Annotated in this window: 15 protein-coding genes; 12 read left to right on the forward strand and 3 right to left on the reverse strand. The window is 30.6% G+C overall.

What is annotated here, in order from left to right:
* The first annotated feature begins 55 nt into the window (after window positions 1-55).
* Entirely contained in the window at window positions 56-1054 is a 999-nt protein-coding gene (locus DN392_RS15035) for a BC_2427 family protein (RefSeq protein ID WP_420885460.1), read from the forward strand.
* A gap of 286 nt (window positions 1055-1340) precedes the next feature.
* Here DN392_RS15035 and DN392_RS15040 read toward each other — a convergent pair whose 3' ends face one another.
* Complete coding sequence (locus tag DN392_RS15040; RefSeq protein ID WP_048566226.1) at window positions 1341-1781, reverse strand: GNAT family N-acetyltransferase; 441 nt, start codon at window positions 1779-1781, stop codon at window positions 1341-1343.
* A 225-nt stretch (window positions 1782-2006) separates the two neighbouring features.
* Here DN392_RS15040 and DN392_RS15045 point away from each other — a divergent pair, with 225 nt between their 5' ends.
* Complete coding sequence (locus tag DN392_RS15045; protein ID WP_048566227.1) at window positions 2007-2867, forward strand: DegV family protein; 861 nt, start codon at window positions 2007-2009, stop codon at window positions 2865-2867.
* Window positions 2868-2944: 77 nt separating this feature from the next.
* On the opposite strand, the gene DN392_RS15050 is transcribed toward DN392_RS15045, so the two are convergent.
* Complete coding sequence (locus DN392_RS15050; RefSeq protein WP_048566228.1) at window positions 2945-3148, reverse strand: hypothetical protein; 204 nt, start codon at window positions 3146-3148, stop codon at window positions 2945-2947.
* 463 nt (window positions 3149-3611) lie between these two features.
* Here DN392_RS15050 and DN392_RS15055 point away from each other — a divergent pair, with 463 nt between their 5' ends.
* The 8 genes from DN392_RS15055 (at window position 3612) to DN392_RS15090 (ending at window position 11077) form a co-directional block, all read left to right on the forward strand.
* Window positions 3612-4880 carry a helix-turn-helix domain-containing protein gene (locus DN392_RS15055; RefSeq protein WP_048566229.1) on the forward strand — a complete coding sequence of 423 codons (1269 nt, stop codon included), beginning with the start codon at window positions 3612-3614 and terminating at the stop codon, window positions 4878-4880.
* A gap of 347 nt (window positions 4881-5227) precedes the next feature.
* Window positions 5228-6817, forward strand: a complete 1590-nt coding sequence (locus DN392_RS15060) for a M3 family metallopeptidase (RefSeq protein WP_088321429.1) — start codon at window positions 5228-5230, stop codon at window positions 6815-6817.
* Window positions 6818-6829: 12 nt separating this feature from the next.
* Window positions 6830-7579: a WecB/TagA/CpsF family glycosyltransferase gene (locus tag DN392_RS15065; RefSeq protein WP_000386252.1), complete on the forward strand. Its 750-nt coding sequence runs from the start codon at window positions 6830-6832 to the stop codon at window positions 7577-7579.
* Between the two features lie 17 nt (window positions 7580-7596).
* Entirely contained in the window at window positions 7597-8298 is a 702-nt protein-coding gene (locus DN392_RS15070; protein ID WP_001033370.1) for a 5'-methylthioadenosine/adenosylhomocysteine nucleosidase, read from the forward strand.
* A 19-nt stretch (window positions 8299-8317) separates the two neighbouring features.
* The gene (locus DN392_RS15075) at window positions 8318-8980 is read left to right on the forward strand and encodes an HAD family hydrolase (RefSeq protein ID WP_048566231.1); all 663 of its coding nucleotides are present in this window, start codon (window positions 8318-8320) and stop codon (window positions 8978-8980) included.
* A gap of 52 nt (window positions 8981-9032) precedes the next feature.
* Entirely contained in the window at window positions 9033-9737 is a 705-nt protein-coding gene (locus DN392_RS15080; protein WP_048566232.1) for an alpha/beta hydrolase, read from the forward strand.
* 283 nt (window positions 9738-10020) lie between these two features.
* The gene (locus tag DN392_RS15085) at window positions 10021-10479 is read left to right on the forward strand and encodes a GNAT family N-acetyltransferase (protein ID WP_000651673.1); all 459 of its coding nucleotides are present in this window, start codon (window positions 10021-10023) and stop codon (window positions 10477-10479) included.
* Window positions 10480-10579: 100 nt separating this feature from the next.
* Window positions 10580-11077, forward strand: coding sequence for a DinB family protein (locus DN392_RS15090; RefSeq protein ID WP_000504415.1), 498 nt, complete (start codon window positions 10580-10582; stop codon window positions 11075-11077).
* Between the two features lie 45 nt (window positions 11078-11122).
* On the opposite strand, the gene DN392_RS15095 is transcribed toward DN392_RS15090, so the two are convergent.
* A complete protein-coding gene (locus DN392_RS15095; protein ID WP_000591785.1) occupies window positions 11123-11539 on the reverse strand; it encodes a hypothetical protein in 417 nt (138 codons plus the stop codon).
* A gap of 121 nt (window positions 11540-11660) precedes the next feature.
* Between DN392_RS15095 and DN392_RS15100 the strand changes: the two genes are divergently transcribed.
* Both DN392_RS15100 and DN392_RS15105 read left to right on the forward strand, forming a co-directional pair.
* The gene (locus DN392_RS15100) at window positions 11661-12308 is read left to right on the forward strand and encodes a response regulator transcription factor (RefSeq protein ID WP_001264414.1); all 648 of its coding nucleotides are present in this window, start codon (window positions 11661-11663) and stop codon (window positions 12306-12308) included.
* Window positions 12301-13677: a sensor histidine kinase gene (locus tag DN392_RS15105; RefSeq protein ID WP_048566234.1), complete on the forward strand. Its 1377-nt coding sequence runs from the start codon at window positions 12301-12303 to the stop codon at window positions 13675-13677. The genes DN392_RS15100 and DN392_RS15105 overlap by 8 nt, the downstream gene beginning before the upstream one ends.
* Window positions 13678-13836: the final 159 nt, after the last annotated feature.

Raw genomic sequence — 13836 nt, forward strand, 5'->3', positions numbered from 1 at the left:
GAAAATGAATACGTGTAAAATAACATATTTTCCTGAATTTTATTAGATGGGGGGGATGGTGATGAATAAGCCATGGATTGGTAAGGTGCTATGGGATGAAATTCACAAGTATAAAAATCTGAATAAACAAGATAATTCACGAGAAAGAATAGTAAAGAAAGAAGAAGAAGTATCTGAAGTAAAGAAAGAAGAGGAAGTATCTGAAGTAAAGAAAGAAGAGGAAGTATCTGAAGTAAAGAAAGAAGAGGAAGTATCTGAAGTAAAGAAAGAAGAGGAAGTATCTGAAGTAAAGAAAGAAGAGGAAGTATCTGAAGTAAAGAAAGAAAATGCAACATCTGAATCACAAATAGAACCATCAGTGCGTTCAATGGTAGTGAAAACACCATTTTCTATTATTTCTGAAGTGTCTAGTTTTAAAGTATTTCCAAAAATAAACATAAAAAATCAAGAAGCGTTTGTTTTTCAAAATGAAAAAGATGTAGGTAGGCGTGAATTAGATTCTAAGTTATTAACTACAGTACAACAGTATCATTCGGAGGCTTATTGTGAAATAGTTTCTTTTAATCTTCATGAAAAGAGAGTGCTTATGGAATTATATAATAAAAAAGTCATAGGGAATATTGAAGAGAATAAGGTAGAGACATCTTCATGGACCCCTATACATAGCATAATATTAGAGGGTAAAAATGAAGGAGAAGTAAATAATGTTATAACAGCCAAGCTACCAATAGAAATAGGAAAATATAAAGGTGAAATTATTTTACGAGAAAAAGTTGTATTTAAAGAAAAAGTCATAGGAATAAAAGAGGTGGAACAGGAGATTGTTTTGACAAAAACTGAATTCTTAGTGCCAAAAGTAATAAAAAATGGACAAAATACATTTACAGTTGAAAAAGGGAGCTTATTTGTAGAAGGCTATATTTATCAATGTATTGAATACATATCAGAACAAAGTACATTTCATAATAATATGTATCAATTAATGCAAAATATTGTACTGGAATTAGTCGTTCAAGTAATACAAGAACAGGAAGTACAAGTACGAATGAAATAAAAATGAATATATTCCCTAAATGCTACAAATGGTTTTCCCTCAATAAATTCAGTGTAATATTTATGAAGACTAATTTTTGCTAACGGGGATAGTTACTTTATTATATGAATCTATTTAGGTCTATGAAAAAATAAGTGCTAACATGTTTGAAAACAAACTTACTAACACTTATTAAAAACAGACATAAAATTTGGATTATATGTGGTTTGATTTAAGAATTTAATAAAAAAATTGATAATTGCTTGCTATAAACTGATGTGTAAAATAAAGTGTATTCACTTCTTTTTTACAAGACTCTCAACTTGAATAGTAATACATGTTTATCATAATTTTCTAAACACCAATTATATTTTTTTAGAATAATTGGATGGACAACTTCTTTCGTCATATCAACATCAATAAAGCCATATGTTTTATAAAAACTTTCTAGTTCTTCAAAAGGAATACAAAATACGTTTTGTATTTCTAATGCTTTCGCAGTCTGTACTAAGAATGAAACAAGTTTCTTAGCTAATTGTAGACCTCTAAATTTAGGGAGAATAAAAATCCCACCCATTTCTAAAGTATTTTCATCTAGTTGGACTAATCGTCCAACACCTGCATACTCATTGTTGTATGTAATGATTGCAACTTTATCTCTCTCTAAATCACTTTGTACAAATCCTATCGATTCATATTGATTATTAATCCATTCTAGGTCATTAGATGTAGCTAGTTGAATACTCATATGCATCCTCCTTTGGAAAACTTGCGTTATTTTCATTATATTGAATATAATATCAGGAAAAAAGTAGTTGGAATCGCATGATTTTCAATTACTGTTCAAGTTTTGAAGAATAGTGCATACAATATAAAGTGTTTTCCTTTCTTCATTTAAGTTTTACGTATATAATTTAAAAGTACTATTTTATATTTTATTATTTTATATTTATAACAGAATAGAGGTTTAAAAATGGGTGTTAAAATCATTACGGATAGTGCGGCGGATTTACCGGTAGAATTGCTGCAAGCATATGATATTGATTTAATTCCACTCCGTGTATATGATGAAGCAGAAACAGAGTATTTAGATGGAGTTACATTAGAGTCAGTTACATTATTGGAAAAAATGAGAGAAGGCGCAGTTTATAGAACGTCATTGCCTTCACTTGAAACTTTCCAAGAAAAATTTGTTTCTTATGCAAAAGAAGGTAATCCTTGTATATATTTAGCTTTTTCATCTGAACTGTCTGGTACATATCAATCGTCAGTTGTTATTAAAGAAGAAGTGAAAGAAACTTATGCTGATTTAGATTTAGAAATTATCGATACAAAATGTGCTTCGCTTGGTCAAGGGCTTGTCGTTTTAGAAGCTGCTAAAATGGCGAAAGACGGCGCATCAAAAGAAGATATTTTAAAACGTGTTGATTTTCTAATGAATCATATGGAACATATCTTCACTGTAGCTGACTTGCAGTACCTTGTTAGAGGTGGACGTTTAAGTAAAGTAGCAGGTTTTATCGGTGGGTTACTAAACATTAAGCCGATCTTAAACGTAGAAGAAGGAAAGCTTGTACCACTTGAAAAGGTACGTGGGAAAAAGAAAGTCCTTGGCCGAATTGTAGATATTATGGAAGAGCGCGGAAAAGACCTTAAAGGTCAAACAATCGCTATGACTCATGGCGATGACTTAGAAACTGCCGAAGCATTAAAAGCATTAATTACGGAAAGATTTGGCTGTGAAGTATTTATTGTAAATACAATTGGAGCAGCAATCGGAGCGCATACAGGACCTGGTGTTATAACATTATTTTTCTTAAATGAAGTAGAGTAAAGGATTGATCTTTTGATCAATCCTTTTTTAATTCTAATATAATTGTTTTATGCGGATGAAAAATATGTAATTTTATATTAGTTAGTAACTTTCTTTTTAGTAGGTATGAAGGTAGATAGGAAACCAGTGAAAGCTAGTATGAAACCAAATGTTTCAGTATCATCAACTACTAAACCATTGTTCCACTGATAAAGGAAGGATGCTAGCAATAAAAGAGTAGCAGCGCCTCCAACATATCTTGCCATTTTTCGTGTTGAATCATTTTTTGTTTTTACAATCATATTTTTCATCCTTTCATATTTACTAAATAATTCGACAAACTAATTTCTAGGATGTGATATTGATAATTCATCTATTGAGCTCACTTAATTTATTTTCATTTACAATAGATGTCTTCCATGTACTAGGTAAATGTAATTAACCATTCGATCTATTTTAAGAATGATAGTTTACATGTAGTTAAATCCTTTTCATTAAGTTTATCGTAATTCAAGTATATGGCGCTGTCCTTGTTAATAACAAGTAGTAAAATTGTATGAAAAAAGTGGGCAAAAACCTTAAATTTAAACCATTAAATTTAACAAGCTATCTAGAAATAATCATAATATGAATGTAAAATTAAAATGAATGATACATTTTTTTACATTTGTGAAATTGTATATTTTATTTAGTATGAAAAATATGTAGATACATAATGACTTAATTAGTAAAAAGCATGAAATGGTTAATTAGGGAGAGAAAAAGATGGAAATAGGGGAACGTATTCGGCAAGTTCGTATGCAGAAAGGATTGACACAGGGGGAGCTCGTATCAGAAATATGCTCAGTAACCTATTTAAGTAGAATTGAGAGTGGGAAAATCAAACCATCATCTTCTTTTTTAAAACAAGTTTCTAAGAAGCTGGGTGTTGATTGCGATTTTCTCATAGATGGCAATTACGAGGAGATAAAGCTTACTATTCTTGAAATATGTAATAAATATAAAAAAGATAAAATTATAACTGAAGCTGAATTATCTTTGTTAGAATTATACGTTCGTGAAGTGGATTCAATCCCTTTATTATTAAAGGTATATGGTGTACTTATATACTATCATGCCCGACAAAAAAACTTGTTATATGTGAAGTCACTTGTAGATCAAGCTTCGCAAATGATACCAAGTCAGGTCGAAATGCAAAATACTGAAGATTATATATATTATTTAAGAGCTCGAGGTCTTTATTTTTCTAATAAAGGGGAGTATTTTACAGCATATGAAGTTTACAAAAAGATAGAAAATATGCTGGAACCAGAAGAGACAGAGTTGCACGCAGATACGTATTACAATCTAAGTATAGTAAGTCAGAATCTTAATAAAGATCAAAGTATTAGTCGCATATATGCAAAAAAAGCATATAAATTGTATAAAAAGTTTAATATAGAACAATATAAAATTTATGCGTTAATACTTCTTGCGATGCAATATAACAAAGATAAACAGTATGAACAAGCATATGAAACTTTAAAACAAGTAGAAAATGAATCAAAGGTGGAAAATGAGCCATTAAATTTATGTTTTTTGAAATATAATTACGGGAAAATTTATCAAGCATTAAAAGATTATAAAAATGCAATAAAGTGTTACGAGGAAAACTTGATCCTTTGTGAGTATTTACCAAACAAAGAAGGTAAGGTATATACAATTCGGAATTTAATAGAAATTTATATAGAATTAAAAGATTGGCAAACAGTAACTAAACTTATAGATGAGGCATTTGAAATTTTATCGATTTGTGATGTACCGTATGCCCATGTTCAACTATATGGATTTAAAGCGGAAAAATCTAGAATATGGGCAGATTATAATGGATATGAGAAGAATATGAAAACAGCAATTGAGATGGGTATAGAAAAACAGCAATATAGCTTAGTTGCCGCATTAGCTTATAAATTGGGGGATTATTATTATGAGAATCGATCATATAAATTATCTGCTAAGTATTTTAAACTATCAGCTGAAAATAAAATGGATTAAAAGCAAAGTTTAGTCGAAAGCTTTCATGAATTTTAAAATTAAAGAGGTTATCCAAAAGTAAAATGTTTTATACTTTTTGGATAACCTCCTTTTATTGCTATTGTATAATTGTCGGTCGATATGGTAGCGGTTTATCCTTTTATTGGGGGAGTGATATTTATTCCAGTGGCTGTATCATTCATGTGTTTATGCTATGGGCGTTTCATTAACGGAAGTAAAGAATATCAATAAGACTTCGCTCGTAGAAATCTAAATATTTAAAGATATTAAATTTTTATCGTTTCATATATAATTGTGTAGGGAGAAATATCTGTAACTATTTGTAAAAATAGGGGGCGGCTATAAAAATGCACGAAATTGCTAGGTGGAATTTAGATCGATTGTATTCGTATGAAGATATTATATTTCCAATATTGGAGTTGAAAGAACAATATATCGTAACAAAGGGTATAGAAACTCTTTCAAAACTTATACAAGCTATTGAAAAAGCAGAATACTATTTGTATTGCCGATCAGCTGAAGAAAGTGTTGCATCTGAAATTGCTTTATTGACAGTGAAAGTAAAAGAACTAAAAAGTGAAGTGCAGCATTTAATACAACAAAATGAAGTGGAAACTTCCAATAATAGTAACAATGGATTAATAAAAGATGAACTTAATGCGTGGGAAAGTATGTACATACAATTAAGGAATAGGATAGAAATAGAGCACAATGAAAAACAATTATCCTTTGGACAAGCAAATAATATTGCAATGAATAGTGATAATGAAAAGGAAAGATTAGAAGTATTCGAGTTATTAATAAGTGCTTTACATAAGGAAAAAGAAATCTTTGCTACTGTATTGAATCAAATAGGGAAATTGCGTAATACAAAGAGTAATGAATTAGAAGATAGAGAGATTTTAACGCAATCTCTACATGCGAATGGCATTACTGAAACTGTATTATTACAAATGTGGAATGCGACAGAAGAAAACCTTGATACATTAGTAAGTGCTTTAAACGTGTATAAGAAAAGGAAAGCTTCCATTACATGGCATGAACTTATGACAGTAAAAGAAAATAATGAGGCTATTATTCCTTTTTCAGTAGCAGTAAAAAACATATATGATGCACTAAAAAATATAGATGAAGAATTGGCACAGTTCGCACAGAATGCAATAGCAAATGGATGGGTAGATGCTGAACCGAGAGATAATAAACCACCAGGTGGGTTTTGTGCTCCTTTTTTCAGTGAAAAAGAATCCCGTATTTCAATGCGTTATGATGGAACAATTGATAGTGTAAGAGTACTTGCTCATGAATTAGGACATGCTTGGCATTTTTATGTTATGAGTTTGGAACAATCTACTTCATTTTTAGATGATTACCTGCCAATGAGTACAGCAGAATCAGCGTCTATTTTCTTTGAAACCGTGCTCATAAATTATCTAATTCAAACAACAGATAGTATAGATATGAAAAAGTCATTGCTTAGTTGGAAAATAAGAAACAGTTTTAATTATGTAATGGCGATTCGAGCATCGTTTGAATTTGAGAAGAATTTTTATGAAAAGTGTAAAGAAAGTTCTGTAAGTGCTGATGAAATTGAGAAGTTATCTATAGCAGCGCAAGAAAAAGCATATGGGAATGCATTATCAGAATATCAGCCGTTTGTTTGGATGAAATATGTTCAGTTTTATATAGCAGATATTCCTTTTTATAATTATCCATACACATTTGGCTATTTAGCTAGTTTTAGTTTATTAGAGATGGCTCAAGAAACTAAAAGTACTTTTCATTCGAAATATAAAGAGTTTTTACGAGAAACAGGAAAAGCTCCAGTGGAAGAGCTTATGAAAAAACATTTTGAAATAGATATAACAAGCTATGAATTTTGTGATAAAGCTTTTAAACAAATTTCTAAAGATATCGATGAATATTTGCAGCTTACGTAAGGGGAGAGTATAGTGGATTACCAGCTTATAAAAGGAATACCTTTTTCAACTTTAGAATACGCAAAAGCTATAAGTTTATTAAAAGGTTGGCTACATGAACAACAAGAGAAACCAAGGTTTGTAGTAACTGCAAATCCTGAAATTGTTATGTCTGCAAAGGAAACCACAGAAAAATCAAAGCAGTTTAAAAAGATGTTACTATCTGCGGATCTAATAACAGCGGATGGGATTGGCGTCATAATTGGCTCGAAAATATTGAAGGGAACTTTGAAAGAACGTGTTACTGGGGCAGATATCACTCATGATTTAATAAAATATTGTAATGACAATGGATACCGTGTCTTTCTTTTTGGAGCCGCACCAGAAAGTAATAAAAAGGCATTATTAAAATTAAATGAGCAGTTCCCAGGAGCACAGTTTAAAGGACAGCATGGATTTGTAAATGTTGAAGAAATAGAAGAAGTAAAAATAAAAATCAAGCAATTCAAGCCGCATTTATTGCTAGTAGGACTAGGTTCACCAAAACAAGAAGAATTCATCTATGAAAACATACAAACGTTAAACGTTCCGCTATCTATTGGTATTGGAGGCATGATTGATATAATATCTGGTACTGTAAAAAGAGCACCGAAAATTATGAGGGATACTGGAACCGAATGGCTGTATAGGTTACTCTCACAGCCGAAACGGTTAAAGAGACAACTTGTACTTCCGAAATTTTTATTTTCGGTTATGTCTGAAAGAATTAAAGGGAGTAATTAATGAAGGGGACTACATACATGAACAAAATCGGCATTATCGGAGCAATGCAAATTGAAATAGACTTACTTTTAGAAAAACTAGTTATAATAGAAGAACAAACAATTGCTGGAATACCTTTTTACGTTGGAGAATTCATGGGAACAGAAGTAATTATTACACGTTCTGGTGTAGGGAAAGTAAATGCAGCCGCATGTACGCAAACATTAATTCATAAATTTGATGTAAATGCTATCATCAATACAGGTGTTGCTGGCGGGTTACATCCGGATGTAAAAGTTGGCGATGTAGTTATTTCAACGAATGTTACCCATCACGATGTAAGTAAAACTCAAATGAAAAACTTATTCCCGTTCCAAGAAGAATTTGTCGCAAGTAAGGAATTAGTAGAGTTAGCACGTAAAGCATGCAATTGTAGTTGTTTACATATTGCGGTTCATGAAGGAAGAATTGTAAGCGGTGAATGTTTTATTGAAGATTCAAACCTAAAAGCGAAGTTAATAGACGAATATGCACCGCATTGTACAGAAATGGAAGGTGCAGCAATTGGACATGTTGCCTATATAAATGATATACCGTTTCTCGTTATAAGATGTATTTCAGACAGCGCAGACGATGAAGCACAAGTCTCTTATGATGACTTCGCGAAAACGGCAGCGAATTATTGTTCGGAAATTATCGTTGAGATGCTGAAAAATATATCAAGTAAAACTGTATTGTAATTCAAAAGGAGAGAGTAAAATGTTACAAGCATTAATTTTTGATATGGACGGAACGTTATTTCAAACAGATAAAATTTTAGAATTATCGTTAGATGATACTTTTGATCATTTACGTTCATTGCAATTATGGGATACGGTAACACCTATTGATAAATACCGTGAAATCATGGGTGTGCCTTTACCGAAAGTTTGGGAAGCTTTATTACCGAATCATTCTCTTGAAGTAAGAGAACAAACTGATGCATATTTTTTAGAAAAATTAATTGAAAACATTAAGAGCGGAAAAGGTGCTTTATATCCGAACGTAAAAGAAGTTTTTACATACATAAAAGAAAATAATTGTTCAATATATATTGCTAGTAATGGTTTAACTGAATATTTACGAGCAATCGTATCTTATTATGATTTAGACCAATGGGTTACTGAAACATTTAGTATTGAACAAATAAACTCACTTAATAAAAGTGACTTAGTAAAAAGTATTTTAAACAAATATGATATAAAAGAAGCAGCTGTAGTTGGGGACCGGTTATCTGATATAAACGCAGCCAAAGATAATGGCTTACTTGCGATTGGATGCAATTTTGATTTTGCACAAGAAGATGAACTTGCTCAGGCGGATATAGTAATAGATGATTTACTTGAGTTGAAGGGAATATTGCCTACTGTGCAGAGATTATAAAGTGTGTGCAGTTTTTTGCCAATTCCTATATATCTTATTACACGGAGGAAATATGCTGAAAGATAATTTTAACATTAGTAATATTCCCGCGGTTTTGTGGGGAGATAAAAGTGAAAAAGTTTTTATTGCAGTACATGGAAATATGTCAAATAAGGAAGATGCAGTTATTCAAATATTAGCTGAAGAAGCTAATCAAAAAGGTTATCAAGTATTAAGCTTTGATTTACCTGAGCATGGAGACAGAAAAAATGATAATACTCCTTGCAAAGTACAGTTTTGTGTTAGTGAATTATCTATAATTATGAATTACGCAAAAGAACATTGGAAAGAAGTAAGCGTGTTTGCATGTAGTATAGGAGCTTATTTTAGCCTTTTAGCTTATCAAAATGATGTGATAGAAAAGGCATTATTTTTATCACCAGTAGTTAATATGGAACGAATTATCGAAAATATGATGAAATGGTTTAATGTAACACCAGAGCTTTTGCAAAAAGAAATGACTATAGAGACACCTATTGGTCAAAAGTTATATTGGGATTATTTATGCTATGTAAAAGAACATCCTATTAATAAATGGAATATAGATACATATATTATGTACGGAGCAAAAGATGAACTGTGCGAATTTGAAACTATTAACGATTTTACAAAAAAACATTGTTGTGAATTAGAAGTCATGGAGACGGGGGAACATTACTTTCATACTGCAGAACAGTTAAAGATATTTGAACAGTGGTTACACAAACATATCAATTAGCAAATTATAATGTATCTTGAGTCTGTTAGAGAAGGATGGCAAATATATAAACTAATATAATATTTGAGAGATATTATAAATGTATTTACTTAAACGGCTTTATTCATGATTTTTGTGTACAAATAGCTTTAAATGTATAGAAATTAGACAATTATATTATCGATTTATATCTGAAGTGAAGAATAGCCATTCATGAATTGAATAAAGTAACAATCATAAAAATGCTCAGAACAAAAGATTCTTGAGCATTTTTATGTATTTTCATATTAAGGGGGGAATTTACTTGAAAGACATACATATTCAACAAATTGAAGATTTAATGATATACGAATACGACTATCTCATTGAAGAAAGTAAAGAAGAAGGATTTAATTTCCTAATAAGACTAATAAGTGAATATGAAAATAAAATAAACACCTTTAATAAAACTGGAGAATGTTTACATGGTATCTTTCAAGGGGAAAAGTTAATTGGAATAGGAGGGCTGAATGAGGATCCATATACAGAAAACAATAAGATTGGTAGGGTAAGGAGATTTTATATTGCAAAAGAATACCGAAGGAAAGGATTAGGGAGGTTACTGTTAGTACGAATTTTAAACGATGCGAAAAAATATTTTAATATTGTTGTCTTACATACAGATACAGAACAGGGTGACAAATTTTATACTTCGAGTGGATTTGTGAAAGGGACAAAATATGTGGGAGCGAGCCATTATTTGAACTTATATAAAAGGATGTAATGAATTATTATTTATCCCTCTAATAGAACTTTTGTTCTATTTTTGTGTAGATTGATGTTATAATTTATATGAATCTAATATTAGAATGGGGAATTGGATGATGGGAGAAAATAAAATTATTAATGATTTCAATGAATATTCAATTTGGTTAAATACATTGAAAGGTATGAAAGAGGAATTGTGGGTGGCTCCAATATCAGAGGGGAAATGGACTGTTAGCGAGATCATATCACATATTATGAACTGGGATGACTATCTTTTACGTGAGACATTATCGTCAGTGAGAAATGGACAGGGAATGGAGTTCCCTGATTTTGATACATATAATAAATTAGCATCTAATTATGCTAAATCAGGTATATCTAAGGTGAAACTTCTTGAAGAAGCAAAAGCTAAAAGAGAGTTACTCGTAAAAGAACTTAAATTACTGCCTGATGAAAATCTAAAGAAACCTTTAACAGCCAATGGGGTATCACATTGTCCTCATACTGGAACGCCGTATTCTCTTATATATATTATTAAAGAATTTATAGATCATGATAACCATCATAAAAGACAGGTTATTCATTTTTTAAATGAAAATGTAGTTGCTAACTGATAAATAAAAGATCCCGCAAATGATATTTGTGGGATCTTTCTTACATTATAATTTAACATTCATTTCTTTCAATAACCCCTTCGGATCACCTTTCACATAATAAAAATGCGGATTATTTTCATCATCGTAAAGCATAATATAAGGTTTTTGATTAAGCGGGAGGAGAATAAGTACTTCATCAATTGTTGTATGTAACCATTGATTTGTAATAGAAATTGGTTTAGATAATGGGATTTTTATCATGTGACCATCTTTTGGAACGACGTTTAAGTTTTTGAATGGGCCAGTAATGGATTTAGCGTATTGAACAGCTTCTTTTTGAATAGCTGGATCTAAAGATTGTTTTTGAACGACCATTTCTTTTTGACAATCAAACACTTCAATTTGTTGATTTGTATTTGCGAACACATTTGTTGATAATAAGAAACAAAGAAGAGTAATGACCCCGATTTTTTTAATCATAATACAACACCTCGTTTTTACTATACCCTTAAAACGTTCAAATATTTTTCTGTCACATTGATGTAACAAAGAAGTTGTATAATACAATTGGTTTTTGTTTAATAGCAATGGAGGATAATGTATGAGAGTATTAATAGCAGATGATGAACAAGATATGTTAAGGATTTTAAAGGCTTATTTCGAGAAAGAAGGCTTCGAAGTTTTATTAGCAAAAGATGGAGAAGAAGCACTTCAAATATTTTATGATGAAAAAGTTGATTTAGCTGTTTTAGATTGGATGATGCCGAAACATAGTGGTATTACTGTCTGTCAGGAAATAAAAAAGAATTCAAGCGTAAAAGTGTTAATGCTTACAGCGAAAAGTGAAAGTGAAGATGAATTAGCAGCACTTCAAAGTGGCGCAGATGAATATGTAAAAAAACCATTTCATCCAGGCGTATTAATAACTAGAGCGAAAAAACTTATACAGCATGATGATGTCATTCAAATTCAAGATTTGAAAATAGATTTCACTAAAAATAAAGTTTATAAAAATGACAAAGAGTTAGATATTACAAAAACAGAGTTAGAATTGATAAAGTGTTTTTTAAATCATAAAGGCATGATTTTAACTCGAAAAAAATTGTTAGATATCGTATGGGGATTTGACTATTTCGGAGAAGAGCGAACTGTTGATACACATGTAAGAAGATTACGTAAAAAAGTAGGAGAAAATATTATAAAGACGCATCGTGGTTTAGGATATAGTTTGGAGGAGCAGAGTGAATAAACTTGGAAAAAAGCTATTTCTCAGCATTTCTTTAACTGTTATTCTTATTTTTACAATCTCTTTATTATTAATTAACTATCTTTTACCGAAATATAATATTTACAAAACGCGAGAAAGTTTAGAAGGTATTACAGCACAAATACAGTCCATACCGAGCAAACAACTGGATGAAGCAATTACTAGCATTGAAAATAAAGGAAATGTTACGATTGCGTATACATCAATTAACAATTCGGAAGATCGAATTAATGATGAGTTACGTATGCAACTTACAAGGAAAAGGGTTGCCCTTAATAAACTTTGGATTACAAAAGAAGAAGTAATGAAAGTAAAGAACTTCGGGCAAGCGAATAAAATATATGATCAAGAAAAGATTAAATCTAGTTTTTTTGTGAAATACATTGCGAAAGACGATATGTTAATTTTAGTAGGAGTTTCGATCGCACATTCTAATGAAATAATAAAAACGTTAAATTCATTTTATTTTTACATTTTTGGCATTACGATTTTTCTCATTATCGTACTTGTATGGATACTTTCAACGACAATCACCAGACCATTGAAAGAATTAAGTAATGTTGCAGAAGATATTTCAAATTTGAAATTTGAACGAGCGAAAGTGAAAACAAATGATGAAATAGGGGACTTAGCTAATAGTATTAATATCATGAGTGAAAAACTAAATGAAGCGCATGAAGATTTAACAGATCGAAATGAACATTTAAAACGATTTATGGGTGATGTGACGCATGAATTAAAGACTCCAATCGCATTAGTGAAAGCATATTCTATGGGAATAAAAGATGGTTTAGATGATGGTACATACATAGATACAATCATTAAACAAACTGATCACATTTCAAACCTAATTGAAGAGTTATTACGATTTTCTAAACTAGAAAGAGATGTTTTACAAAAAGAAGAATTCGATATTAAATCACTAGTCCAAAGTATATTAGATAAGCATAAGATTGAACTGGAATCGAAAGAAATCAATTTGCAAGTGAACTATAATGTTAGCGATGTAGTGGTTAATGCTGATATAAATAAAATGAAAATGGTGTTTCAAAATTTAATATCTAATGCGATAAAATATACAGCAAATCAAAATATAAAAATTACTTTAGAAGATAGAAATGAAAATATATATTTTCAAATTCAAAATGGTATGAATGCTGAACAAATGAAAGATATCGATAAAATTTGGGAACCTTTTTACGTCTTAGAATCTTCTCGTAGTAAAGACCATTCTGGTACAGGACTAGGTCTAGCGATAGTGAAAAGTATTTTAGAAAGACATGGTTTTGATTATGGAGTCTCTACAATAGAGGGAGATATACGATTTTATATTAATATGAAGAATGACTAATTCGAAACTATAAAAAGCATCGTCTATTATTAGGCGATGTTTTTTTGATTATATGAGAGTAGTAAATCAGAATATATAACCTCGAAAGCTCGTTTGAAGAGTGTTGTACAAATTTTTCAAGTTGTTGCGTAAAATATAAACTGAATTTTCTGTAATTTT

Source organism: Bacillus sp. BB51/4 (assembly GCF_008368845.1).
GTDB classification, from domain to species: domain Bacteria; phylum Bacillota; class Bacilli; order Bacillales; family Bacillaceae_G; genus Bacillus_A; species Bacillus_A wiedmannii.

What these genes read in the sequence shown, in the direction of transcription:
- DN392_RS15090 (WP_000504415.1), top strand. Translation starts at nt 10,580, where the DNA reads ATGGGAGAAAATAAAATTATTAATGATTTCAATGAATATTCAATTTGG.
- DN392_RS15080 (WP_048566232.1), top strand. Translation starts at nt 9,033, where the DNA reads ATGCTGAAAGATAATTTTAACATTAGTAATATTCCCGCGGTTTTGTGG.
- DN392_RS15070 (WP_001033370.1), top strand. Translation starts at nt 7,597, where the DNA reads ATGAACAAAATCGGCATTATCGGAGCAATGCAAATTGAAATAGACTTA.
- DN392_RS15045 (WP_048566227.1), top strand. Translation starts at nt 2,007, where the DNA reads ATGGGTGTTAAAATCATTACGGATAGTGCGGCGGATTTACCGGTAGAA.
- DN392_RS15075 (WP_048566231.1), top strand. Translation starts at nt 8,318, where the DNA reads ATGTTACAAGCATTAATTTTTGATATGGACGGAACGTTATTTCAAACA.
- DN392_RS15050 (WP_048566228.1), bottom strand. Translation starts at nt 3,148, where the DNA reads ATGATTGTAAAAACAAAAAATGATTCAACACGAAAAATGGCAAGATAT.
- DN392_RS15055 (WP_048566229.1), top strand. Translation starts at nt 3,612, where the DNA reads ATGGAAATAGGGGAACGTATTCGGCAAGTTCGTATGCAGAAAGGATTG.
- DN392_RS15100 (WP_001264414.1), top strand. Translation starts at nt 11,661, where the DNA reads ATGAGAGTATTAATAGCAGATGATGAACAAGATATGTTAAGGATTTTA.
- DN392_RS15095 (WP_000591785.1), bottom strand. Translation starts at nt 11,539, where the DNA reads ATGATTAAAAAAATCGGGGTCATTACTCTTCTTTGTTTCTTATTATCA.
- DN392_RS15035 (WP_420885460.1), top strand. Translation starts at nt 56, where the DNA reads ATGGTGATGAATAAGCCATGGATTGGTAAGGTGCTATGGGATGAAATT.
- DN392_RS15060 (WP_088321429.1), top strand. Translation starts at nt 5,228, where the DNA reads ATGCACGAAATTGCTAGGTGGAATTTAGATCGATTGTATTCGTATGAA.
- DN392_RS15040 (WP_048566226.1), bottom strand. Translation starts at nt 1,781, where the DNA reads ATGAGTATTCAACTAGCTACATCTAATGACCTAGAATGGATTAATAAT.